24 protein-coding genes are annotated in these 24,778 nt (G+C 38.7%); 4 read left to right on the forward strand and 20 right to left on the reverse strand.

The window, feature by feature from the left end; translation table 11 throughout:
* Positions 1 to 20 precede the first annotated feature (20 nt).
* The 5 genes from C8D98_RS12975 to C8D98_RS12995 all read right to left on the reverse strand — a co-directional run bounded on the left by C8D98_RS12975 (position 21) and on the right by C8D98_RS12995 (position 6,087).
* Positions 21 to 617 (reverse strand): hypothetical protein, encoded by a 597-nt coding sequence (locus C8D98_RS12975; protein WP_132874595.1) that lies wholly within the window; start codon positions 615 to 617, stop codon positions 21 to 23.
* A gap of 1 nt (position 618) precedes the next feature.
* On the reverse strand, positions 619 to 1,566 hold the full coding sequence (locus C8D98_RS12980; protein ID WP_132874596.1) for a hypothetical protein: 948 nt from the start codon (positions 1,564 to 1,566) through the stop codon (positions 619 to 621).
* Positions 1,567 to 1,592: 26 nt separating this feature from the next.
* Positions 1,593 to 2,345 (reverse strand): DUF4391 domain-containing protein, encoded by a 753-nt coding sequence (locus C8D98_RS12985; RefSeq protein ID WP_132874597.1) that lies wholly within the window; start codon positions 2,343 to 2,345, stop codon positions 1,593 to 1,595.
* 4 nt (positions 2,346 to 2,349) lie between these two features.
* On the reverse strand, positions 2,350 to 5,565 hold the full coding sequence (locus C8D98_RS12990) for a helicase-related protein (protein ID WP_132874598.1): 3,216 nt from the start codon (positions 5,563 to 5,565) through the stop codon (positions 2,350 to 2,352).
* Positions 5,566 to 5,682: 117 nt separating this feature from the next.
* Complete coding sequence (locus tag C8D98_RS12995) at positions 5,683 to 6,087, reverse strand: hypothetical protein (protein ID WP_132874599.1); 405 nt, start codon at positions 6,085 to 6,087, stop codon at positions 5,683 to 5,685.
* A 150-nt stretch (positions 6,088 to 6,237) separates the two neighbouring features.
* Here C8D98_RS12995 and C8D98_RS13000 point away from each other — a divergent pair, with 150 nt between their 5' ends.
* Entirely contained in the window at positions 6,238 to 6,426 is a 189-nt protein-coding gene (locus tag C8D98_RS13000) for a hypothetical protein (RefSeq protein ID WP_132874600.1), read from the forward strand.
* Positions 6,427 to 6,434: 8 nt separating this feature from the next.
* Here the strand turns inward: C8D98_RS13000 and C8D98_RS13005 are convergent, their stop codons facing one another.
* Together C8D98_RS13005 and C8D98_RS13010 are read right to left on the reverse strand one after the other, a co-directional pair.
* A complete protein-coding gene (locus C8D98_RS13005) occupies positions 6,435 to 9,779 on the reverse strand; it encodes a conjugal transfer protein TraG N-terminal domain-containing protein (protein WP_132874601.1) in 3,345 nt (1,114 codons plus the stop codon).
* Positions 9,779 to 11,155: a conjugal transfer protein TraH gene (locus C8D98_RS13010; RefSeq protein ID WP_132874602.1), complete on the reverse strand. Its 1,377-nt coding sequence runs from the start codon at positions 11,153 to 11,155 to the stop codon at positions 9,779 to 9,781. Before C8D98_RS13010 ends, C8D98_RS13005 begins: the two co-directional genes overlap by 1 nt.
* 157 nt (positions 11,156 to 11,312) lie before the next feature.
* Between C8D98_RS13010 and C8D98_RS13015 the strand changes: the two genes are divergently transcribed.
* Both C8D98_RS13015 and C8D98_RS13020 read left to right on the forward strand, forming a co-directional pair.
* The gene (locus C8D98_RS13015) at positions 11,313 to 12,044 is read left to right on the forward strand and encodes an FRG domain-containing protein (RefSeq protein ID WP_132874603.1); all 732 of its coding nucleotides are present in this window, start codon (positions 11,313 to 11,315) and stop codon (positions 12,042 to 12,044) included.
* Positions 12,044 to 13,093, forward strand: a complete 1,050-nt coding sequence (locus tag C8D98_RS13020; protein ID WP_132874604.1) for a beta family protein — start codon at positions 12,044 to 12,046, stop codon at positions 13,091 to 13,093. The genes C8D98_RS13015 and C8D98_RS13020 overlap by 1 nt, the downstream gene beginning before the upstream one ends.
* A gap of 2 nt (positions 13,094 to 13,095) precedes the next feature.
* Here the strand turns inward: C8D98_RS13020 and C8D98_RS13025 are convergent, their stop codons facing one another.
* Genes C8D98_RS13025 through C8D98_RS13080 form a run of 12 tightly spaced genes read right to left on the reverse strand, consistent with a single transcriptional unit; the run spans position 13,096 to position 23,069 of the window.
* A complete protein-coding gene (locus C8D98_RS13025; protein ID WP_132874605.1) occupies positions 13,096 to 13,956 on the reverse strand; it encodes a sce7726 family protein in 861 nt (286 codons plus the stop codon).
* 49 nt (positions 13,957 to 14,005) lie between these two features.
* On the reverse strand, positions 14,006 to 14,767 hold the full coding sequence (locus C8D98_RS13030; RefSeq protein WP_132874606.1) for a conjugal transfer protein TraF: 762 nt from the start codon (positions 14,765 to 14,767) through the stop codon (positions 14,006 to 14,008).
* Positions 14,737 to 15,732 (reverse strand): TraU family protein, encoded by a 996-nt coding sequence (locus C8D98_RS13035; RefSeq protein WP_132874607.1) that lies wholly within the window; start codon positions 15,730 to 15,732, stop codon positions 14,737 to 14,739. Before C8D98_RS13035 ends, C8D98_RS13030 begins: the two co-directional genes overlap by 31 nt.
* On the reverse strand, positions 15,683 to 16,333 hold the full coding sequence (locus C8D98_RS13040) for a hypothetical protein (protein WP_132874608.1): 651 nt from the start codon (positions 16,331 to 16,333) through the stop codon (positions 15,683 to 15,685). Before C8D98_RS13040 ends, C8D98_RS13035 begins: the two co-directional genes overlap by 50 nt.
* Positions 16,330 to 16,638 (reverse strand): hypothetical protein, encoded by a 309-nt coding sequence (locus tag C8D98_RS13045; protein WP_165871339.1) that lies wholly within the window; start codon positions 16,636 to 16,638, stop codon positions 16,330 to 16,332. Before C8D98_RS13045 ends, C8D98_RS13040 begins: the two co-directional genes overlap by 4 nt.
* A complete protein-coding gene (locus tag C8D98_RS13050) occupies positions 16,628 to 19,423 on the reverse strand; it encodes a TraC family protein (RefSeq protein WP_132874610.1) in 2,796 nt (931 codons plus the stop codon). Before C8D98_RS13050 ends, C8D98_RS13045 begins: the two co-directional genes overlap by 11 nt.
* Positions 19,423 to 19,995, reverse strand: a complete 573-nt coding sequence (traV, locus tag C8D98_RS13055; protein WP_165871340.1) for a type IV conjugative transfer system lipoprotein TraV — start codon at positions 19,993 to 19,995, stop codon at positions 19,423 to 19,425. The genes C8D98_RS13050 and traV overlap by 1 nt, the downstream gene beginning before the upstream one ends.
* Positions 19,977 to 21,191 (reverse strand): TraB/VirB10 family protein, encoded by a 1,215-nt coding sequence (locus C8D98_RS13060; RefSeq protein WP_132874612.1) that lies wholly within the window; start codon positions 21,189 to 21,191, stop codon positions 19,977 to 19,979. The genes traV and C8D98_RS13060 overlap by 19 nt, the downstream gene beginning before the upstream one ends.
* Positions 21,188 to 21,907 carry a TraK domain-containing protein gene (locus tag C8D98_RS13065; protein ID WP_132874613.1) on the reverse strand — a complete coding sequence of 240 codons (720 nt, stop codon included), beginning with the start codon at positions 21,905 to 21,907 and terminating at the stop codon, positions 21,188 to 21,190. Before C8D98_RS13065 ends, C8D98_RS13060 begins: the two co-directional genes overlap by 4 nt.
* On the reverse strand, positions 21,907 to 22,458 hold the full coding sequence (locus tag C8D98_RS13070) for a TraE/TraK family type IV conjugative transfer system protein (protein WP_132874614.1): 552 nt from the start codon (positions 22,456 to 22,458) through the stop codon (positions 21,907 to 21,909). Before C8D98_RS13070 ends, C8D98_RS13065 begins: the two co-directional genes overlap by 1 nt.
* Positions 22,459 to 22,460: 2 nt before the next feature.
* Complete coding sequence (gene traL / locus C8D98_RS13075) at positions 22,461 to 22,730, reverse strand: type IV conjugative transfer system protein TraL (RefSeq protein ID WP_132874615.1); 270 nt, start codon at positions 22,728 to 22,730, stop codon at positions 22,461 to 22,463.
* 42 nt (positions 22,731 to 22,772) lie between these two features.
* Positions 22,773 to 23,069 (reverse strand): hypothetical protein, encoded by a 297-nt coding sequence (locus C8D98_RS13080; RefSeq protein ID WP_132874616.1) that lies wholly within the window; start codon positions 23,067 to 23,069, stop codon positions 22,773 to 22,775.
* A gap of 136 nt (positions 23,070 to 23,205) precedes the next feature.
* Here C8D98_RS13080 and C8D98_RS14025 point away from each other — a divergent pair, with 136 nt between their 5' ends.
* Positions 23,206 to 23,976 carry a YecA/YgfB family protein gene (locus C8D98_RS14025; protein ID WP_283805601.1) on the forward strand — a complete coding sequence of 257 codons (771 nt, stop codon included), beginning with the start codon at positions 23,206 to 23,208 and terminating at the stop codon, positions 23,974 to 23,976.
* Between the two features lie 8 nt (positions 23,977 to 23,984).
* Here the strand turns inward: C8D98_RS14025 and C8D98_RS13090 are convergent, their stop codons facing one another.
* Positions 23,985 to 24,716, reverse strand: a complete 732-nt coding sequence (locus C8D98_RS13090) for an HNH endonuclease (protein WP_132874617.1) — start codon at positions 24,714 to 24,716, stop codon at positions 23,985 to 23,987.
* Between the last annotated feature and the right edge of the window lie 62 nt (positions 24,717 to 24,778).

Consider the following 24,778-nt stretch of genomic DNA (forward strand, 5'->3'; position numbering starts at 1 on the left):
CATCCTTATTATTTTTTAGTTTAAGCCTTAGATTGTTTCTCCCAGTGGTCAATAATATCTTGAATGTTTGAGTTAATTGATTTTAATGCTTTCAAAATTGCATAGAATGTCACAAAAAAATACGAAAATGCAAATGTACTAATCAATTGAATTTCTATAGCTTTGAAACAACCAACTTGCTGATAAAACGTCTTATCTCCAATCATTTCGTAAAGATATAAATTATTAAAACCTTTTGGCATCGTTTGAAAAAAGGAAAAAAGAAAGAAAATAACTACAGCCACAAGGCTAAATAATGTAATTTTTGCAAGGTCAGAATCAAGCGTCTTTAGGGGATCATAAAGTTCTTTTTTATATGCTCCTTCTTCTTGTGCCTGTTTTACATGCTGTTGGTATGCGGGGTTACCATAAATGACCTCATGAAGCTTAAAAGTAATAAATGTTCTGGCTGTAAAAAGAAAACCTACAAGCGCAAGGAAACCTGAGAAAATTGTATCAATAGATATTTTTGTGTTTACAAATAACCCCATCGGCGTTGCCATAAAGAGAATGACAAATATAATAACAAAAATTTTGATATGAGGAATTATTTGAAATGATTGTATTGTCTTATTCATTTTAGTTAGCCGGTTTAAAAACTATTTTTTCATCCATCTGTTTTATCATCTCTTTCACCAAATTATGAGACAATAGATTTTCAGTGTCAAATGTTCCCAAATCATCATAATCAAAACCAAGATAATCATCCATTGTATCAGTGAAATTTATGGTAATCTCTTGGTCATCATTAGTAGTGCCAACTACTGATCCAGAATACACTGTTTTACCCGATTTAAGTCCACGGGCTGTTTTGTTGCGTAAGCTTTTAATCCAGTTAAAAATAGCATTATCTGATTGGCCTTCTAATCTAAAAACCTGATGTACCGATTTTAGATTATTAGAAAGTGATGAATTCTCCTTGTCTGCCCCTTCTAATTCATACGTCGTAGCCCGTACTTCTGATATAGTCTGTAGCTTCCCTATTAAGTCTTCAAACTCCCCAGGAGTGAAAAGTGGACCATAGTTCTTTATACCTCTAATAGTAAATCGTTTGTTGACGTCTTCTGTTGTGCTAGATTGATCAGCCTCTGCTTTCTTTTGCTTTACAAACTCAAGATAAGTACTCCACAGTTCGCTTAAGAATAGATTAAAGGCATAAGAGCTCATATAGTGAGAATAGATTCCTTTCATACTGTCTTTTCGAACACAGAAAAAATTAATTTCCACAGGAGGATTTCCATCTACAGGTTTTGCTTCGATAGTAACTTTTCCATTTTCGTCTTTTTTGACAAAATGATGAAATATATTTGTCTTCGAGGAAATAATCAGACCAGCAATATGTTTATCATTGTCATTTAGATATAATCTTCTGGTAAATGGCGGATTTTTTTCGAGTTTATAATAAGGCCAGTCACGATCAATATTATCGATATTTTTAAGCCAATCAAAAAATTTAAGTATACTAACTGATTTTTCCTGTAGCCCTGTATTAAAATAAAATGACGAACCTTTTATTGTTACAGACATGATGAACTCCTAAAGTGACTTATTTATTATATATTTTGAGCAAGCTTTTTAAGTTCTTGTTCAAACTTCTTGATTTTTGTATTGAGCTCCACCTGCCGGTTGAAATCTGCGCCTTTGATCTGTGATCTCAGCTCAGCAATTTTTTGTTCAATCTCTCTTGTCCTATCTAACATTTCTGAACGACTGTTTCTGTCGCCCAGTTTAAATTCTCCGTTGAGTTTACCACATTCATAACCGATAAAACAATCCTGCCATGAGCAGTAAAGCGTATAAAAGTTATGCAGTTTTTGCTTATCCAAGCTTAATGAATCAATGAATGCTTTTTCAAAGTCCATCAGAGTTGATTTTTTAATCCATTCAGTAGTATAAAACTGCTCCGAAACATAAGCTCCTTTTTCTGCCTGACTGAAGCGTTTATGAGCAAAACTCAGAGCTATGTTGTCATTATTATCGCTGAACCCAAGTAATAAAGGATATGGAATCATCCTGTGTATTATCTCTGCAATCCTTTTATAACCTTTTGGTTTGACCAGCTCAACTTCTAATATCGCAATTTCAAGATATTCTCTAACATCATCTTTGTATGGCATTATGGTACAAGTTGAAGTCTTAAGCGTATATGCCCAATAGATATTCTTAACATTATCTTTTATAAGTTTTTTATCTGCCGCAGTGAGACTGTCACTCTCCAAAAAGAGTTTCTTTGCGACTCTACTTCCCAAAATTGTACTATCTGGGAATGATATTTTATCCCATACCGTTTTTAACACCTCAACCATCTTTTCAGTCCTTCTTACCAAGAAGGATCAGAAAACTAACAACCTCGAAATCATCTATTCCTTTGAAGCTATTTTTGCTCATTACAGTTCCTCCGGGAGAAAACAGACTCTCAACTCCCTTTTCCTCCGCTGCACCAGTCAATGCCTGAATAGCTTTGCCAAGCAGATTTTGATAATGACTCATATCATTACCGTTCTTTGTCTTTTTGTTGAGCCTGTCTATTGCATTTTCAGATATTGATTTGCCAGAATTAGCCGTTTTCTTAAGAATATCCAGAATTTTTTTAACCTGTGTAAACTGAAGCACTACACTGCCTTCATCTGATACATAAACAAGATAATAAGGCGATAATGCATAAGTTGAATCAGAAACCGCATGACTGCCTTCATTTTTTAAACAAAAAATTACACCTGGTAATAGTTCGTTGTTGTCAGCAGATAGTTCGACAACAGAATAAGCCCCGTAAGGCATCTTTGAGAGCAAATCTTCATGTTCTTTGAAATAATCGCCTAAGTCCATGCGGAAATCATTCAGAGTGAGATCTGTAATTGATATCCCACCTTCAATGTCTTCGATATCAACGACCTCATCCTGTAGTCTTTCGAGCTGTTTTCTTCTATACTCAAGATCGTTCATCTTTCCAGAGTCAGAAAACTCAATGACGTTTTCTTCACCTGTTGCAGAAATATCCAGAAGCACCATACGTCCAGAGACACGTGCTTCCAGATTGATATACTCATCAAGCTCCATATTTGGCCAGAAGTTTACAAGCTGAATTCTATCGTTTTTTGAACCAAGCCTGTCTACTCGCCCGAACCTCTGAATAATTCTTACAGGGTTCCAATGTATGTCATAGTTTATCAGGTAATCACAATCCTGCAGGTTCTGTCCTTCTGAAATACAATCTGTGGCTATCAACAGATCAATCTCATCTGTCAAATTTGAATCTATTTTTGATCTTTCTTTTGAAACTGGTGAAAATGATGTAAGTATTGATGCTAAATCTTTTCTGATTCCCGGCATCTCTGTTTTGTTGTCTCCTGTGCCTGTAACAAGAGCAGAGTATATTCCAAGCTCTTTAAAAGCCCACTTTGACAGGTTTTCATAAAGATACTTTGCGGTATCAGCAAAAGCGGTAAAAATAATAACTTTTTTGTTTCCTGCGTTAATAGGATTGTTGACTTTATTTTGGATAAGCTGCTTTATTTGTCGCAATTTCTCATCTTCTGGGGACTTTATACCCTGAGCTGGTTGTATGAGATTTTTCAGAATCTCTTTATCTTCTTCAAGTTCCTGAGACCACCGAATCAGATCCATATCCTTAATCAGCACCTTAACCTTTTTGCCGACAACGAAAGGGGCAAATTCATAGTCATCGACCTCTATGTCTTCTATATCCAGCTCTTCAATGGAATCATTTGCGTCATGCTCTTGAATCTTTTTAAGCAGGTCTTCAACTTCTTCTAAAAGCTTTTCGAGCGTCATTGAAAAAGAGTGAATTGAACTCTCCATCCTTTTGAAAAGGTTAACTCGCATCAAATGGATCAAACTCTGCTCTCGGTCAACTTGCCTGAAAACTGAGCCGCCAGCAACTTCCTTGTCATATTTCCTGCTGTACTCTTCAACCTTTTGCGGCAAAACATATTTTAATGGTGCATATGCACTGAGATTCAGCAGCCTGATGTCTCGATTTATTTTATCCAGTGAAGGGAATTTTTCATGTATGTCGATACCAGTCTTTATGTTTAAAGGCTTTAACCTTTCAGGAAACTTTCCAACTTCTGAAGTATCATAATATTTTTCAATGTGCTTTCTTGAACGTGCAATAGTTAATAAATCCAATAACTTAAAGTAATCAAAATTGAGTCTTTCAAGAAGTGTCGCCGTAGTTCTATCCTGACTCTCAAGTTTGAGCCATGCATTGAAACGAGTCTGAGCCATCTTAAGAGTATGCTCTATACTTCCTATACCGTTATCTTTTAGAGCTTCGTCATTGCCTTCTACAATAAATGCTACCTGATTTTTTAAATCATTCATTCTGTTATTTACCGGCGTTGCAGACAACATCAATACCTTTGTTTTCACCCCGGCCTTTATTATCTCATTCATAAGTTTAGAATAACGTGTAACACTATAATCTTTTCTTGTCGGACTGTTTCTGAAATTATGAGATTCATCAATCACAACTAAGTCATAATTGCCCCAGTTGAGAGTGTTTAGATTGATTTCACCTGAATAGCCATGAGAACGAGTCAGGTCGGTATGATTTAAAACATCATAATTAAATCTATCAGATGCAAAAATATTACGTTTATCGTTAACAGTATATAACGTCCAGTTTTCACGAAGCTTTTTGGGACACAGGACAAGCACTCTATCATTGCGAAGTTCATAATATTTGATGATAGCAAGAGCTTCAAATGTTTTACCCAAACCGACACTATCTGCAATAATGCAACCGTTGAATCTTTCAATTTTTGATATTGCACCAAGAACACCATCTCTTTGGAACTTATACAGCTTCTGCCATATACGAGTGCTTTTTATACCTGTCTGTGTTTTGATAATTTTGTCTTCGTCAAGATCAGACACTAGATCTTTAAATATGTTATATAAAGTTAAAAAATATATTTCTTTTGCAGACTTCTCTGAAAAAAATAATCGCAGATAATGAAGTATATTTTGCTTAATTTCTCCAGATTTATTACTCGCATCCCAAAGACTATCAAACCAGTTCTGTAAAGAATCTACTTTGTCGTTGTCACTGAAACAAGTGTTCATATGATGATCTGATGAAGCAGATACTCCAAGTCCCGCTGTGGAAAATGGTGAACTGCCCATTATGCAACTATTTAAAGCCTCTCTACTCCCTACTAAGAACATATTCTGATTAATTAACGAATTCTGCTCTCGAATCTTGCATTTGTTTTCAAGCCACTCGTAAAATTCTTGAGCCACCCTTTTGGTAGCAAGTTTATTTCTTAAATACCGATCTTCTATTCCTCCACACATCTCGCTATAAAATGACTCCTGAGCAGTATCATATAATAAAATATGGGTATCACTCATCTTTTGAAGATATCTCTTTAACTCTTGAAAAGCAAAGATTGACAATTTGTTAGAAATAATTTTTATTTGCCCATTATCTTCTAAATGAAGTTTAAGCTCATCTATAACTTTACCAAAATTCCTATTATCCAGAATCTTAACTGCATCCATTAATTAAAAAACCTCTTATATAATTCTATTTCATATCAATAGAATTTTGCACCATAAGAATAACTTTAACAACATGAAATTAGGTGCTGCTTTGCAAAAAACAGCACCTTTGACTGGTTATTCTGAAGACTTTGCGTTCTCAGGTTGTTCTTTCTTTTGCTCCTCAAACTTAACAGGTGTAAAGCTACATTTTTTCTCCAATGCCACAAGCTGAAGACGCTCAATCCTCATCTTGTATGACTCCAACTCAGTTTTCTCTGCACCACTCAGATCCATGAAAAACAGCGGTACGATAAGAAATGCTCCAGTAACTCCAAGAGCCACGTTTTTGCCTGTGCGATCGTTAACTTCGCCGTTTTTTTCGTTAATCTTGTTGTGGTAATAAGAAACTTCACTGAGCAAAGAGTCACAGCTTCTGTTCTCATCTCCTGGCTGATACGCCATGATTGTATGTGGTTCTCTTTTGGCACAGCTGGCACACATCAGAGCCAGCAACATGATTGATACAGTCTTCTTCAGCATAGATGCCTCCTTTATCCATGCTAAATATTAAATTAAACAAACGTCAGATATTGTCGTTTGTATTTTTAATTGTGTTTATTTTCACGGATTGGTTTTTCTATTTAGATTGCCATGTCAGAAAAATGGACTATAGTTGAACTAGGAGTTTTTATGTTTGGATTTGGAACATTTCACATAGTTTTTATTTTAGTGCTTCTTGCTGTTGTGATTCTTGTCCGTATTTCCATGAATAAAGCCAACAAAAGCGGAAATCAAGATGACAATGGACTTGATTTCACCAGAAACGACAACCTAGACCCTTCCAAAAGCTGGTCAGGCACAAACCTATTCAATGATTAGAATGGTGGTTATTTTTTGCTGGCAATATCATAGTTAGTCGCTGTTTCGTTCAGTTTCTTTGAATATCCGCTGATAAATTTGCCCTCATCTATCGAACCGTCCGCTTTTTTAGACAAAGCTATAGCACTAATATGGTCACTCTGAATTGTTTTATAAATTTTATCCGAGCTATAAGAAGATTGTTGCTTGTTTTCCCATCCAATTTCTGATTTTGCATATCCTTGCACCTCTGATCCAACACCAGTTAAGGTTTTTACAGCTCCCGGAGTTCCTGCACTGATAGTTCCTTGGACTCCACTTGCAATTTTTCCATAAACAGTATTGCTGCTACTGTAGCTACTTTTTACAAACCCGCCGATGGTTCTGTTCATATCGTCTGTTTGCTGCCTGATTTCAGACGCAAGATTCTTCTCAAATGTCTTCCAGTTTATATGTCTCTTACCAGTTGTAGGACTCGTTATCCATGATGAATCTTTATTATATGCCGCAGCCCATGCAGCCTGAGCAAGGTTTTCAGACTCTTTTTTATCCAGACCACCCTGAAATACATTTTTGTAGTTATTGCCGGAATCATAATCGCTTCCTTTGCGAGTCTTATCCTGATCTACATTATAATTTACATTATCGTGACCGGTGTAGTAGGTATCTCGGAAATCCTGTTTAACACCATCAACAATATTTTTTGATGAATCGTAAGTATATTTATCAAGAACGGCCACATCGTTTCCTGTTTGGGTCTGATTGACAGTATTAACTTTCTTACCACCGGTATAAATGTCTGAGACATTCACTTGCGATGACTTATCAACATCAGATTTATTCTGCGATGTCTTATCAAATACAAAACCTCCTTTATCATCAAAATGACCAGTACCAATGAAGCTCTTTGATTTCCCTTTCTCCTGCCCTGTAATGCTCCATGTTCCATTCTCGTTATGCAGCTTTGCTCCTGTTATTGAATGCTTCTTGCCGTCTGCAAAAACGTTGAGTCTGTCTCTGTTGGAATCCTCTGTTCTGCTGACAACACTCATAAAGCCATTTCCACGCCCATCTGAATTAGCCTCAACATTACCATATCCAAAGAGCTCAACTTTATTGCCATTTTTATCGATGCCGGATACTTTCAACCCGTTTCCCTCTTCAGATACAGAAGCACCTTTCAGAGCCCATGTCTTGCCTGTTTTCTTATCATCCAGCATCAACTCATTGTATTTACCAACTGCGGATTTCCCGTAATCGACATGCTGAAAAACAACATTGCTGTCCTTGTCAAATGATACCTGATAATCACCGGCACCAGATTTAAAACCAGCAGTCTTTGCCTGTTCCTCATTAAGACTCAACGCAAACTTGTTGCTCCCTGCTTTGTATAGCTCAGACACATCCATGCCCATTGAGTTAGCGGCTGTTTTGGCATTCTGAAATCTAAAATACTCCTGCATGCCGGAACCGGTTTTCATATCCTTTACGACATCGTCATAGCTTCTGCCAGTCACCTGCGACATAACCATAGCCGCATCCGACTGCCCCTTTTCTGATAGCAGGTTAAACTTCGCAGCCTGCTTTACTGTTTCTCCGTTAACACGACCATTTTTGAATTCTTCCCATAGTCCTGCTTTCTCCATGGTGTCTTTAAACCCTTTGGCTCCTTCAAGGTCTTTTATACCGACTCCAGCCTCTGAAGCAGCTTTAAGCATACTCTGCGAATAACCAATCTCTTTTAGACTTGATACTGACTTAGCATCTGCTACTGCACCTCCTGCCGTGTTCCAGTCCCCACCAAAAGCTTTCATCATATTTTTTGAGTGCTGAACATCAGCGGTCTTCTCCATTGCCGCTCTATATGAATCAGGGGCTGTTGTGCTGACTGAACTCAGCCTCGCCTGTGTCATGCCTGTCGTGGACGCACTGTACATATCATTATAGTGATTGGCTCTATCCATAGGAGTAGCCATGTCCTTTGCCGCAGTGTATGCTGAAGCCTGATAGTTATGAGCCATACGGTTGGTAAAGTTACTGAATACAGAACTCCCCTGAATGCCAAAAAGAGCCGTTCCAAAAAGGCTCGAAATCCCTATACCAACCCACCGTGCGTCACCGTATTGTTCAAGCATTTTTATTGAACTCATTCCAAGATCAAACTGAGTCGCCAAGCCCATCCCGCACTCTTTGATTATTCTGAACTGTTCCACTGCGTGAGACTGGACATAGCTGTTCATCATCGTATCAACAATAATCCAAAGCATTAACCACGCCCACAAGCCCATATAGAGCTTTATAGCAGGCAGCGGACTGACAAACATAAACAGGATAACCACGATGAACATTGTGATAAAAATAGTCGCAAGCATTGACTGAATCTGTGGGATGTATTTTGACATGCCAGTGCTTGTCCAGTTTGCCGCCTGTGCAAGTTTATCAGCCTGCCTGACAGCCATATATACTCCACCGTCAAGCCCAGGTTGTAGATACCTTCGAGCTATGAATGATGACGCAACAAACGTATTCAGATCAAACGATCCGTTTGTGGCAAAATTCTGAACCAATCCTGAAAATTTGGTCTTACAGACGTTGAACTCACTCGCATCAGTTGAGTCGTATCCCACCCTATCGCAAAAGTCTTTCATAACTTTGTCGGTAAATAGAGTACTCTTTACCCTTGTATTGATGTTCGCCCACGCATCAGCACATTCCATCAGTGAGCCCTTGGGATTTGCATCTGTATAAACATCTGTGTAGAAGACTCTGTAATCGAGTTTGATAGCATCAACTAAATCTGAATTTGACTCTAAATCGCCAATGGTTATATCTCTTGAGGCTATAGCCTGATCGAGGCAGTTATACATGTATTTGTCGATTGTCTCAGATAACAATGGATCTGCCGATGACGCAGCATTGCCGATTGCCGCCGATGCTGTCAGCATCTCAAAACCATCGCCAAAGCCGATCTCATTTATCGACATGATGGGATTAAAAACAGTTTCAATAACATCCACAACAGACCTCGCCATGGTGTTGCTTATACCTGCAAAAGCGGCAAGCCCTATCGGAACCCCACCGACAGCTTCATATTTGTTTCTGACAGGGTCATAAACATGAACTGTTGCAGTGCTGCCAGTCAATGCAGTCACAAGGACAAATGCCATCAGTGTCTTTTTCAGAATGTAGTTTATGTCTGTTCTGCCGCCTGTCGCCATATCTGAAACGGCATATATCACGCCAAAGAACACACTGGTAACAATTGAGATGTATAACAGCTGAGAAAAAAAGGACATGCTGAACGCTGCGGCAACGCCTTTAAAAGCCATCACCATTGATTTGAAATCACCATAGACATAGTATTCAAAATTCATCAGAATACTCTGCCCATTGCATATTTACTGTCGTTTATTATACTGTCTATTTCATTCTGCTGCTGCTTATAGGTATCCAGAACATCATATAAATGGTTCATATCTCCTATGGATGCCTGATAGTGCTCAAACGCTTCCGACCTCACCTCTTTTGCCCTCTCCAAAAGCGTCTTAATAGCCTCTCTGTGGGAAGTGGTAAACTCATCGCCGGTACATGTCGCAAGATACTCTTCATACTTTTTTGCAGCATCGGTAACGTTCCTAACCATTTCAATAAACATATAGAAAGCATATGCCTTTGCAGCTATGGGTTTGATTTCTTCTGAAGCCTCCTGAAGCTGTGTTTCACCATATTTGGATGCAGTGTTTAGGATGTAGACGACAGGAATTACAGCTTTTCCTATGTAATCTTTTTCAGTGTTGGTATATGGGGAAGTTTTGTCATTCATTATTTTCTGAGCTATGCCGTCTATATTAGTGTTCACATACTCCTGAATAGTGTTGCCGCCTGTCTGTGTGCATGATGCGGAAGTACCCGCACCTTTTTTATATGGAGTTTTATCAATCAGAGCATCATAAGTCGCTTCTGCACAATTGCCGATTGGAGTGAATCTGTACTCGCCTGAATAGCTGATATCTATATCACCGATAAGAGCTCTCATCTGTGCGATTCTAGTAGTGGTTATACCCATTTTCGCTCCGATGCTGTTAAGCAGCGAGCCTTCTTTCAATAATTCCGATTTTCCTGCAGAGCTCATCGAACTGCTATTAATACTGGATTTAACCTTACCACCGGGGTCATCAGTAAATCCCTGCTTAGCCTCTTTCCAGAGGCTGTCAGCACCTTGAATTAGTCCGGAACTTATTGTGTCCAGAGCCGCATCACTGTTGCCCGATGCCCACTGCTTTGCAGAAACTACCAGAGCTTTTGCTGATTTACACTCGTCCATCTGAAGGCTGTTCAGAGCATTAATGATATTCTCTGCTCTATCTTTTATGGTTGCTACGGTGGTAGATAATTCATTGAGAGCCATATCAAAAGCCACATATGGAGCTACACGAATCATCTTTTCAGCTTTTTCCACAAGGTAGTCAGGATTAAGAAAGCTGAACCCGCCCATGAAGATATCGATACCGCCGCACCCGACATTGATATGGGGCTTGGATATTGTTAATAAGCTGTCAGTATGGGTTTTTAGTCTGCCGTTGAAACTGCCTAGCGTTGCATAGGTTCTCTGCTGGGATTCAAATACTCCAGGCTGAGTCGTAACAGCTGCGTCAAACCAGTCATCAACCCAGTTAGCCTCTGCATGTGCTGTCGCAACCGCTGTAGTCATAAGGACCGCAGTTAATCCTGTTTTCAGAATTTTGGACATACCTCCACCTCACTGAATTACTCAGTTATGAAATGAAGTAAAGGTGAAAGCACCGAATCATCTATAATCAACCATCAGTATTACAAGACACGGCACAGGTTATATTGAAAATATCAACACCCTATGTTAAATTATTGAAAATTACGATGGCGGCGTTGTGAAAACAATAACAATCAATAACTTCAAACAATTCCATGCAAAAGTAGAAAGATATAATGACAACATGAGATTTCGTGGTGTAGCTGATAAAAATTTTGGACTTATTCCTAAAATTGGTAGACATGAGTTTACAACTAACTATAATAAATCAGGGATATATCAAGATCTGATTGATTATGAAGAATATCTTATGTTGGAATTCAAAAAGTATGCCCCACAACATTTAACTTATTCCCCACAAAGTGAATGGGAATGGTGGGCAATAGCACAACATCATGGGCTTGCAACAAGACTGCTTGACTGGACGGACAACCCGCTTGTTGCCGCATACTTTGCCGTTTCTGATTTACATTCTAAAGCTGATGCGGCAATATATGTAACCGATTGTACAATGTTTAATTCTAATATTGAGGATGTTGACTCACCTCTAGAAGTTGATGAAGTATATATCTATTATCCACCACATATTAACCAGAGAATAGTTGCTCAGAAAGGGATGTTTACTGTACATTACGACCCAACTTGTGCCATAATAGATAAACATAAAAATAAAAGTGGAGATAAATATTTCCTAGAAAAGATTACTATTCCGAACGAATGTAAAATGGATTTTAAACGCATTTTAAATTTATATGGAATAAACGCTTCCACAATTTATCCAGGGCTAGACGGCATCACAAGCTATCTCGAATGGAAAACTCTTCACGCTTCTAGAAAAGGTGCTGAATAATGAAATTGTATATGCCTATCCTCAAAAACAGAACCATAGAACTTTCTGTATTAAAGGAACTTATTGAAGTGAAGTTGTGTAACAATATATTCCCTATGCTTGAAATAATCCAAGAGAAAACAAGAAGTAATTCAAAAACAACCTATATAGAAGAACTTAAGGAACTGTTGGAAAATCATAACAATTATGTATTTGTTGACTTTCCAAAATTAACACTGTCAAAATCTATAGCAGATCCGGTAAAAGATTTTCTAACTTCCGTAAATAGAGATAATAACTTTGTATTAGAGCAATATAAGCTCTGTTCAGATATAAAAAATATTATTCCAGTAATTTCATTTAATCAAAAAGAATCACCAAGTGAAAAAGATATTAAAGATTATATGAGGCCCCTTTTACAAAATTATCAGAGAATTGCATTCAGATTGTCACCACAACAGTACAGCAGTTGTGAATCATTTCTAGGTTTATATATAAATAATAATTTCTTACTCTTAGATATTGACGACAAAGGCCATACCAATCCAGCTTTCAAAAAAATCTTTAAAAGTATTAAGGAACTTAAAAAAACTTATTCTTTTTATAGTATTATATTAAACTCAAATCGATCTGCACAGTTTTATAATAAGAATATTGAAGATGGAGAACCAATCGAAGAAATTGATAATAGCTTAAAAGAAGTATTTAATGCCACTTCATATAGCTTTGACGGGTTTGGAGATTATGCTTGTGTCTCAAGAGACCTGCCAACATCAGGAGGAGCTATTAGTCCTGCTGGTGTTTTTTATTCCAAAGAAAGTAATTTCTTTGTCGGTTTTAAAGGAAGACTCGCAGCATTATCAGAGTTCAAAAACTATATTGCACCAGCTATTGTGAAATCTGAATATTGGCTAGAGTTTGACAAAGTACATCAAAAAAAGTGTCCAGGATGTAAAAAAATACTTGATATATATAACGGTAAAAAAACAGGAATGAATCAAGGGATGTGGAAAGGAATTACAATGGGACATTACATCTACACAATCTCAGAAGAATTCTGTGAAGAATAAAGTTAGCCCTTAAAGTAAAGCTTATCTGGTGTTATACATGTGTTAATGAATGAACCATAATCAATAGGCAAAGCATCTTTGTGAATTATCTTGAAATCTTCCCAATTTTGTTGATATTTTTTCTTCAAATATCTTTTGAATCTTGAATTGATTGTCTTATCTGAATATGTATCCACTACATACCTGAATATGTCTTCTTTGTCGTGAGAATTAATTTTAATTTTAAAAGATTTGTTTAATTCATCTAGAGGTATTTGTCGAATTTGAGCCATTGGATTTATAAGTTTACTTCGTATTGCTTTCCTAACTACACGAATTCCTTCAAATTGAAGATCTGGCACTAACACACCACAAAAAAAAGGAACTTCAGCAATTATTTTATCAATAAACTTATCAGCTACAAAAACGTAAGTATATTCAAACAATAAAGAATAATCTTCTAATTGTTTTGAAAGTCTTTTTAATGAATCAAATTCCGATTTAATTTCATAGGCATAAGAACTACCATTTATTCTACATAAATCTAACCTACTATTAAGCATAGACATTTCAAAAGCAACCACGTTATCCTTATCTACAAGGTCATTTATTAACAGATACTTATATAGCCGTTCATTTCTGTAATATTTCATAAAAAGAGTATTGATAAATTCATTCGCCAATAATTCTTCACTGTAAGTATCAAAGAGTTGATGAGTAACTGGACCAAATACATTTTTTAGATTATTCCATATGTGTTTATCGTTATCATACACATTGTAAAGTCTATTAATCTTTTTGGAAAACGCAACCAACTCTATGGTTGAATAAATTTGTTCTATCTCATACAATAAATTTTCTGTTTTATTATTTATCTTTCTCATATTAATCTCTTTAGGTGTATAGCAACTATAATACCAGTTAATCTGGTAATTATTTCCCTATAACCCTAAAGACTCTTTCTTTAATATCCGGCAGTGGCAGCAAGCCGGAGCTAATCAGCTTCCAGTCTTTCGTACCTTTTTGTATCAGAACCAATGATGGCGTGCTCTGAATGTTAAATCTAGCGACAGCATTTGAGTCTGTTGAAATATCGACAGGCTTAACAGTCCAGCCTGTGTCGTCAATAAAACTCTGAAGAATTGGAGCCTGTTTAGCACAATACCCGCATTCGGGAGAATAAAAATACAGCAGTGCATAGTTATCAGCATTTTCACGCAGAACTCTGTCTATTCTCTCACGTTTCTCTCTGAAATATTCATCCTGACCGACTTTTGAAGCCGGATAGCGGCTCTCTCTTGAAAGATCTGGATCAGATTGCACAACGGACATAGAAGTCTCCATAAAGGCTCTGGAACGGTCGAGAGCGATGCTCTGCAGCTTATAAAAATCTCTGACATTTGCCTCTGACGGATACATAATTGCGTAATCTTTCACATCCTCTATCAGCTTATTAAAATCTGTCGGATGCATCGTCTGCACTGCTTTCCAGTCTATCACCGGTTTTGAATGAACAATTTCCGATTCTTTTTTATCCTCTGCCTTTTCTTCCTTTTTCGGATCTACCTCATAGAAATACCAGCCACGTTCTCTGTCGTAATAGAACTCTCTCTTTTCGGCTTTATGTATCTGATCAGCTCCGGCTTTAAACACCAGAAGCATAATCAGAACGCACAACAATCTCTTTTTCGCCATAAGATAAACACCATGTTGTCATTATTTGGAGATCCGGGAGGATTAAGGAATCTATTCCATATCAGTGACGGCTGTCCAAGCCTTCTGCAATACCAATCAGGCACAGGCATGGCAGTCTGAAGCCGATACTGCATCTTATTCCATATAGGCATCGGATACATTCCGCACAAGCCTTGTGAGCCTATACTGCCCCAAAGCTGAAGCTCTCTGTGCATCTTAAATATTGTTTTTGATGCATCCACTTCTGCCGCTTCAGTATAGTTGGATTTACTCACCTGATTATTGCTCAAAGGAAATATGGCATGGTTGCCTGCACACCAGTAAAGAGGCGGGATAGTGTATTCCGCTACTGTAGCTATGGCATCAGGTATCTCACAGGCCATAATAGCTATAGGGTTAGCAAACAGTACCGATTCAGGATTCAACAGTAACGCCGCAGTGTCTGACCTTGACGTTATATCCACTTCTGAAGTATATGCCAGAGACCAACCCGCACCATCTGTTTGAAGGCAGATAAGATCCGTAAAGAGCTTCATAAATGTCCACGGGACGAATTCCCACATGTGAGTATTCGCAAAATCATTCTTTGGAGCAGACACAGGTCCTTTGCTCCCACCAGACCATACAGTCTGACTCATTCCGAATCCAAGACTCGGAAAACACCAAGGATCCTTCACAGACTCAATCAGCTTTATCGGCTCTCTATACCCCAGAGTTATGCCTATTCTCGGTATCGGATCAGTGCATATGCAAACAGGCAGCTGCGTTCCGACACCGGCGTTTCTATCCATGGCATCGGCAATAGGATTGCCAGATGTTCCCCACGGGATCCCGGCAATGGTTATTGGCAGGACACAATTCCACCTGATTCTTGTGATAGGATCAATCGGTGGACCGGCACAAACTGCCGATGCGTCATTTATGCTTATAACTGCGAGAAGTATTAACAGAATTAACTTTTTCATCTGCCACCATTATTTCGTCCACTCTCATTCGTTTTCCTTCCGGATAAATCACACTGACGGTATGCTCCAGCTTAAATAACTTTCTCATGTCATCACGCAAAACATAAACCGGCCTGCCAATATGCTTTGCTATTTCAATGGCATTGCCTTCGGTTATCAAAGGATACACAAGCGGAGCCAGAGAGTACTTTGCTTTAAACCAGTCGATTTCCTTCTGCCTTTTACCGTTAAAGACAACATATGTTTCTTTCACTTTCACATAATCAAGAGGGTTATACACAAAGCCCTTCGGATAAAGGATTCCGGTAATCTCTCCCTTTTGATTATAGGTGTTAATGTCATGATCAAGAACGTAGGTCATATTCAGGTAGAACGAGCGATTCTTCTCAGCTTTTGGCAAGGATATGCCGCCTTTACCGGCATTCTTCCTAACATTTTCGGTTTCTCTTCTGATTATTGATTTCCAGTCAACTTTTGCTGCACGCTCTTCTATCTCAGACATTAAATCTTTTTCAGCAACCGGGTATGTGTTGCCCACAGTCCCCAGATCTTTTGCATAAGTCACAAAAGAGAATAAAAGCAAAATAATAACCAGTCTCATTTTTCAACAAGATCCTCGAATTCATTCTGTATGTCGTTATCGACTTTCCCCGGAAGAGCCCCCATCTCAAAAACAATCCCTTCATGGTTGCTTATGCGTGTCTGGAGTTCCTCCACACGCTTTCTCAGTTCATCGGTTGTCAGAGTCTTCTGATAGACCCTCTCTGCCAGCTTCTGCAGTATCTTGTTAGTATCAACGACATATATTTCTGATTTTCTGACATAATACTTCTTCACTATAAAAGTATGGTAGCCACCCAGCATAATTGCTGAGATTCCAACTATAATAACCAGCCTAACTATCATGTCTGACACCTGCTTCATCTCCGGCTCCTTTGTGTTGTAAAAGATATTTTTTGAATGCTCCTATGCCACCAAGCTGTTTGGCAAGCTCTGCACAATATTTGACAGCATCACGCATCGCCTCTTTCTTCGAGAATCCTTTATTAATGAATTTCTCCACCTGCTCTCTGATGAACAGATAGTCTTTCGGATCAGACGTATTCAGAAAGTATTTATATTCATCAACAATAAGACGCACGATAGTGTTCCCGTGCGGCGTTCTGACAAATATCTCAGAATATCTGGGAAGTGCATCCTTTGGTATTTTCTCAATCAGATTGATGAACTCAAAATCAGTCACCTTGAGAACTCCAAGATCTTTGGCTTTGCGGAAGTTCTCATCGTATAGAGCAAAAGAAAAGTCACTCTGAGAGGTTATTACATCGCCCAGTAGCCCAAGTTTTCCTTTTTCATGCAGGTCATCCAAAGACTGAGTGATTATCCCCACAGAAGCGTTATACTTCCTTGCTTTACGGTACAGCCCCTCAACGAATCTTTTGGCATACGGATTTTCTGACAATGTCTGCCAGCTTTCATCAAGAACGACAAACTGCTGTTTCTTTCGATCCCCTTTATAGATTTCCTGCTCAATGATATTTGCGAATGCCAAAACAAAGACCTTTCTGAGGTCCTCAGGCGTTTTAGTGAGGTCAACCACAACCATATCTTTTTTCATAGATATGGTGCTTTTGCCGTTAAAATACTTTCCGTATGTTCCTTTTGATGAATACTTCTCCAAACGGAGCATCAGCTTATATGCTGTCTGAACATGAAACTGTGCTCTCAGGTCTGTGTTGCTGTTCATACTGTTCAGATAATCAAGCAGATCATCGATGTTTGTATCTCTGTTCTTTCTCGCATAAACGGCTCTGATTGCTGTTTCAAGTATTACGACCTCGTCCTCGCCAAGCATCTCGCCGGTTCTTGAACTCGCCATAGATGCGATGATACCGGTGAGCATGTTCAAAGTATCGCCATCAAGCTCATAATGCAGGTTTCTGAACTGCTGAGGAGGTATAACAAGTACCTCTTCATGTTCGCCGACCTTAACTACTATCTTACAAAAGCTCTCAGATATTTCTGCGACCTCCACGATGCTTCCGGGTGCAAGCATAATATCGCCATATCCAACACCTTCAGTCAGTATTCCGAACATGGTTCCAGCTTCAGAAAAGAAGTTAATAATCATTCCCTCTTCTTCATGTTCGATATACTGACCATCACTCAGGTAGCAGGTTTTTCTATATGAATCGCAAACAGTTATTATCCTGAATCTTGAATCTATACTGCGGTATGAGTTGGTAAAGTCATTCATGAAAAATGACTTCCCTGCACCAGTACCACCGGTCACATAGAAATTCTTGTTCTTACCAGTGTTAAATATATCGAGGGTAACTGGCTGACCACGCCTGTCTATATACAACAGCACCGGTTCCCCGACACCTTTGAAGGCTGCTTGTATAGGGGCAGACAAAGCAGCAGCGTTGGTATCAACAATGAAGTTACGCTCCATTTCATTTATAACTTTTGAGTAAAGTCCGCACGGGAGTGCCGAAACGAATAATACATGAAGCATGTAGTCAAGCTCAGATTGTGTCTCAACACCGCATGTATTCCAGAATGCTTTGGTTCTGTTGAGCTTTGCAGTGAGATCCTCTTCTGAATCACAGATGAGCATCAGCTGAGGTATGATATGCAAAAATGTGTTTCCTTCTTCATACTGATTCGCAACCCACATGTTCTCTTCTCTGCGGTTTCCGGTTGATACCATCATGCTGTCCATGTTGCCCTCTTTTGCGGCACCACGGGCTGTAGTCGAGTTATGAAGTGCTTTCGCACCCAGTTTTGACCGAAGATTACTGTCAGTGATAATATTTACCGTAAACACGTAGGGACACTGGATCTGATTGATATCATTTTCAATTGCAGTTGCCCCACGGGTAATAAACCCTGCAAGGTCATTGGCAAACATATTGTCTATGTTTCTGGGGAGTTTTTTAGGAGTTATCACACCAAAAAACTTATTGCCGAATCTGATTGAATATTTTTGTCTTTCTATCTCAGTATCAGCAAAAATTATCTGCTTGCAGATAGGCATTTCATCCACATGGTTCTGGTATCTGTCAGGGTTAAGCTCAGGGTTACATAACCTGTACATAGAAGTGATGAGCATGTCAGGTTTCAGCGGCTTAGGATTAAGAGACTTCAAACCTTCCGCAACATTTGAAATCACATCAGAGTATTTTTGGATCTCAACAAGGTAGGACTTAATATTTGAAACATCGGACTTGACCGGAACTTTTATTGAGATGAACAGCCTGAAATTTCTAAGCGGAGTACCGGAAAGCTGCCACATTCCTTTAAGCCCGTCATTAAGGAAGTTAGTATAGTTTTCGGTTACTTCTTTGTATAAATCCTCTTTGGCGGCATCTCTTAAATCCTTATAAGCATAAACTATTTCATTTATATAGGAATCAGCGTAAAGCATGAACTGGAATACCGTATGATGAGGCATTTGCGACCTCAAAAGTGAGGATATCGTGTCAAAGATGCTGTCCCCTGCAAACAGCACAGGATTACATTCCCATATCCACCCGACACTCCCGTCTTTTAGAAAATAGTGTCTTGTCTCCTCATCATACGATACCCATGGCAGAAGGTCTGAAAACTTTTGACGTGTCAGGTCAATATCCATCTTTTCCAGACCGCCGTGTATCCCCTGAAAAAACTCTTTTATGCAGCTGAGCATTACTGTGCCTGTCCGTCTTTAATTTCTACCTGTTTGTCATCGACAATGAGATAATCGCCAAGTAACCAGTCAGACTTCTGTAGAATCATATATACTCGTCTCAACATGTTGAGCCTGCCTTTGGAATCCTCATATGGAAGAATAGTAACCTTAAGAATCTTTGGCTTTGATGTTACTGGTGTGCTATCAGAATTTACCTTAATACCGTATGAGGTGAGTTCTTCTGCCAGAAGTTTCTGTTCATTCTTTTTGAAATCCAGATATTTTTTTGCATCTTTTGACACCATAACACGGTCTGTATCAGCAGGTTTATAGTTGCAGGGTTCATCAGTATCGCATTTAACGAAAAGTTCCTGTTGAACAACAGAGTCAGGTTCAGCGGCGATAACCGTGTCTACCTCCGTAGCATCCGTTTTATCGTCTTTCTCTATAGCGTATTCTATATTGCTGGAAACCGGCTTACATGCTCTGCCAGCGTTTTTATATCCTTCACAGGTAAATTTTGAGTCATAAACACAGCCGGAAAGTATAGAAAGCAAACCGGCAAAAACTATTATTTTATATCTGTCCATTCCCATTCCTCCGGATTAATATCCACGCCTTTATTGATTATGACCTCAACCTCACGACCGCCAAGCACCTCTATTACAGGCGAGGTATCGTTAAGTATGTCTGTGTAGTATTTTGAGAGCATTTTGAATGATTCGGAAAAGCCTGATCCGGCTCCATATTTGATAATGTCATCACCTGAGATTGCTGTGGTTGTGGTTCCTGTCATTCCTGAAATAGTGCTGGTCTGGTTTGCTAAGCTGAATGCCTCTCCCATACCCTGCAAAAATGACGCAACAAATGCTGCGGCCATAATCTGCCCCTGTTTGGAGACAACTCTTCCTGCAAGCCCAATGATACCGTCCTCTCCCTGCACAAAGCCTGAGACAGGGACATCAATCACTGAAATATTATTTTCTGAAAGGCATGAGATATTATTAAGCCTGACATTTACCCTCTCATCACTGAGATTACCGTATGCCTCTCCACCGATGAAGCAACCGCTTAAATCTTTGCGAAACTCATTAGGAAAAAAAGAAAGATCCTTCAGACGAAGGACCACAGGATACGGACTTTGTTTGCCTTTTGCCAAAGTCGGGGCATAAACTCCGGTAACTAATGTAGCTTTGAAGATACTATTGGAAGGTATCCAGTTCTGTTTTTTCTTTTTGATGTCTTTTGGCTCATCAGAGCTGCTGTTTGTCTTATCAGCAATGCTCATGAAGCCTATTTTGGATACAACCTTTTCTGTGGGTTTTGCCGGAGCTTGAGACTGATATTGATTATTTTCCTGATATTTTGACTGAGGATACGCATCTTTTATTTCATCAGGGATAGGAACGTCTTTCAGAACATTAAATAGCATCGGTCTATTATACTTCGCAGCATCTTCAGCGGCGGTTTTTTGCTGTTCCTCCTGCTGACTTTGTTCTGATTGCTGTGTTTTACCGCTTTCAAGATCGTCTATGCGTTTCATCATCGCATCGAGTTTTTTATCAAAACCGACTTTCAAACTTGTATTTTTATCATTTTCAGTGAAATCGGTTGTTTGTACCGTCTGCTGCTGAGCATTCTCATTTTTAGTTTTACCTACGTTGGCAGCACGATATAAAAGCAGAAAAATAACAGCGAACAAAAGCATGGAAGCCACAACAACAAGCTGTTTCTTGGTTTTGGGCGATAAAGCGTTAAACCTTTCTTTCAGAGTCTTCTGCTTCATCGGGCAACTCCCTCAACAACATATGCGGTGGTTGTTCCGGAAAAGACTGGACTCATTATTGCAACCGCTTTAACGTTCTTAAACATCTTAAGCTTAATCAGTTCTGTGTCTATGATGCTTACTTGCTTATCTGAACGAAGAACGAGTTCTCTGACTCTGAAGCCACCTCCAGAAATCTCTTTTACAGCGGTAATCTGAATATCTTTATATGTCTCTTGAAGATCAGTGTCTGAGAGTTTGAAGCCTTTAGGAACTGTATTGTGAATAATTGCACCTATGAGATCCAGCATCAGCTCATCATATGATTTTGAGACTGTATATTCTGCAGCCTTCTTCATATCAGATGAAGTGTCAGACAAATAAACTGTCTGTCCAGGTATTCGTTTTGCAGTGAGAATAAGTGAATAAACCGAACTCCCGCATGATAAAAATACCTCAGCAGAGCCATTGTAATAAACCTTCTCTTTTCTTCCTACAGATTCGGTCTCTATCACCGGGAATTTGACAAACAGATTTTCTCCGGATGGCTGAAGCTGAAGCCCTTTTTCTTCGCTATGAACAAAATTGGTAACAGCCGATTTATTTGGACAAACAATTCTGTTTACATCTATGGATGACATATCAAGCCTTGAAGTTGTGTCAGGCTCTAAACCGGTCACAGCACCATATGAAGTTGCCACTGAAATAACCATGAGAATAACAAGTATTTTCCTCATCACTTCTCCTCTATTGTCTGAATTTTAAAAAGACCATTATCATTGATATATCTGATGTTTATGGTGATAGACTTAGAATCTATCTTCTCGGATGCCACGAAACGGGAGACTTCACCTTTTATAACCAGTAAATCTGGATCTTTGAGAATACTGACACCTGTAATCTGAAAATTTGAAGCAACATCATTCTCTTTATACTGAGCCGCAAGCGATAAGAGCTTTTTGCTATTAGCGTCATAATTTTCTGAACTGAACAGATTAGAAAGAGTTGAATACTGTGCAACTACAGTAGACGGGACATAGTTATACATTAGTCCGGCGACATAAAAACCTATTGCTGACAGGTAATTTGTGTCCATATAACTTCCGGAAACTGATACTTTGTCTTTAATGTTCGGAGGGACAAGGACAACCGTCCTGTTCTTGTAAGCATCAGCCAAAATCACCTGCTGGCTGATAAGCAGCCCAATCAGGCAAAGAACTATAAATTTATAAAATCTATTCTGAGCAAAAACATTCGCAGTGGCATTAACATACTTATTAAAACGCATGCTCACTCCTTAAAACTTCTGATGAAAATATTTGGAAAGTTATGAAATTGTTTAAGACCTACGATATATGGAATGTGCCTCAGGAACCCTCTGGGATACTTATTTTTAGCCTTTCTGTAAGCAAAAAACAGAAAGACTCCAATTATAAAAACTATAAGCGATTTGAGTATTATCCCCATAGCAACAGCGTTCGCAAAGACAGCAAACTCATCCATATCAAGCATCATGACTTTATTCGGCTTATGCAAATACTGCGGAACAAACGATTTCATACCCACCTCTTTTTTGGGCGGGGGAGAAAACTCCCCCAAGATTCAATAGATGGCACCAAGTGAGGTCACTATTGAGGGAGTTGCGATGAATGCAGCAGAACCAACAAGTGTTGCCACCGTCTGAATCGGCGGGGCACCATATGCCATTCTTGCCAGACCAACTGCAACTCCAAGAGCACCGGCAACGTATCCGGCGGCACCGCCGATACCCTTAAGAACAACTATGTCGTAAATGCTGTAAAGCATACCCGTTGAGGTGGGAACTGTGGCTGAGTAAGCTCCGACAGACAGGAGCATCAGAAGAAAAAACACGAAAACACGCTGTTTTTTATTTACCATATATGCCTCCTTAGCGTTTCTGACTGAATAATGCTGAAGGGGTTAAACGGACGAAAACAGATTCAATAATTGAAATCTTAAAAATATTTAGCTATTATTTTGATGTATTAATGAAATAGCAATTTAAGGATAGTGCATGGTTATGAAGCCGGATAAATACGATATACTTTCATTTCCCGATGATGGCAAAACCGTTGTTCCCCTTTATGAAATAGTGACGTTGGGGATTCAGACTCTCGTTATTCCGAATGAATATAATCCTAATCAAGTCATGTCAGCTTACCTTCAAAGGCTCGGCTCAAACAGGCAGCTGGAATCTTTGGAGGATTTCCAAAAAGCAGGTCATTTTATTATGAGCTATATGAATGCCGTCACAGGCATGTATATGACTCTGGAAAAGCAGGAACTTTTTGAACACATGCAGGCTCTTGCTCACAAAATGATTGAAGATGAAATAACTCTCAGAAAGAAAAAAGGGCTTCTGGCTCTCTTGGCTGATACACTGCATACATTTGAATTTATATACCAACACTACCATCCTGAATTCAAGAATATGCCGTTGAAAAATGGTAAGAAAGAACATAGACGATTGAAGAACTATGAAGACCTTTGCCTAACAATGCTTGGGTTCTGCAACAGTGTGCTCATGAGCCTTGAAGAAAAGAACGCAAAGACCGCCTCTGTCGAGGAAGACGCAAAACTGGCTGTTCTGAACCTTTTGATGATTACAGAAATAGCCAACGACATCCGAATATCAAAAATACCTGCTCCAACTCCCAAAACACCTATCAGAGCTACCGTAAAAACCGGTAGAAACGATCCCTGCCCATGCGGCAGCGGCCTTAAATTTAAAAAATGCTGCGGAAAGAGTGATAAAATTCTGGATATGGATGACTTCAGGAACTGAGCATGACGTCACGATTTCTTTAATTGAGCCTTTATCTCCTCAGGAGAAAACGGAGGATTTCTTTTATGAATCATGGCATGGCAATTTGGGCATACAGGTACTAAATCATTTTCAGGATCGAGTTGGTATTCCTGTTTAATGTCAGACAATGGTTTTATGTGGTGTACATGAATAAAATTTTTACCAACATCTCCATATACTTCTTCAAAATTAAACTGACAAATTGTACAAACAAATCCATGACGTTCAATACATCTTTTCCTAGCGTCTGGATCCCGCTCATATTTATTTATCAATACTTGCTTACAACTCCCCTCTGTGTAGATTTTGTCACTGTTATCTATTTCATCAGGGTATACTATATCGTTAACAAAATTTAATAGTTCTCCCTTATATTTCTGTAAGATTTTCCTTAATCCATGCATTTTTACATTTCTTAAATTCTCATAATACTGAATATGTTCATTTAACGCTTTTACAGCGTTCTCGAGTTTTGAATACCCGAAATCATTCTTTATCATTATTAAAAAATATTCAGTCGTCTCATTATTACTTGTTCGAGTATATTTATCGCCATGAATCATATGTTTGAAATTTGTTATCAAATCACTTGCTGAACCTCCACTCATGCCGAAAGACTCAGCCTGCTCAACAGCAGTATTTTTCTTTAATTCTCCTAAATACACTTTTTTAGCAAGAATATAAATTTGCTTGATTTCATTTGTAGTGATGTTTGGCATTCTTTCCTCTCAACCTTAACCTAATTGAATTCAACAACCTTACTTCTAAGGATAAACGATAT

Origin of the sequence: Seleniivibrio woodruffii (assembly GCF_004339245.1) — a bacterium.
Classification (GTDB): Bacteria; Chrysiogenota; Deferribacteres; order Deferribacterales; family Geovibrionaceae; genus Seleniivibrio; species Seleniivibrio woodruffii.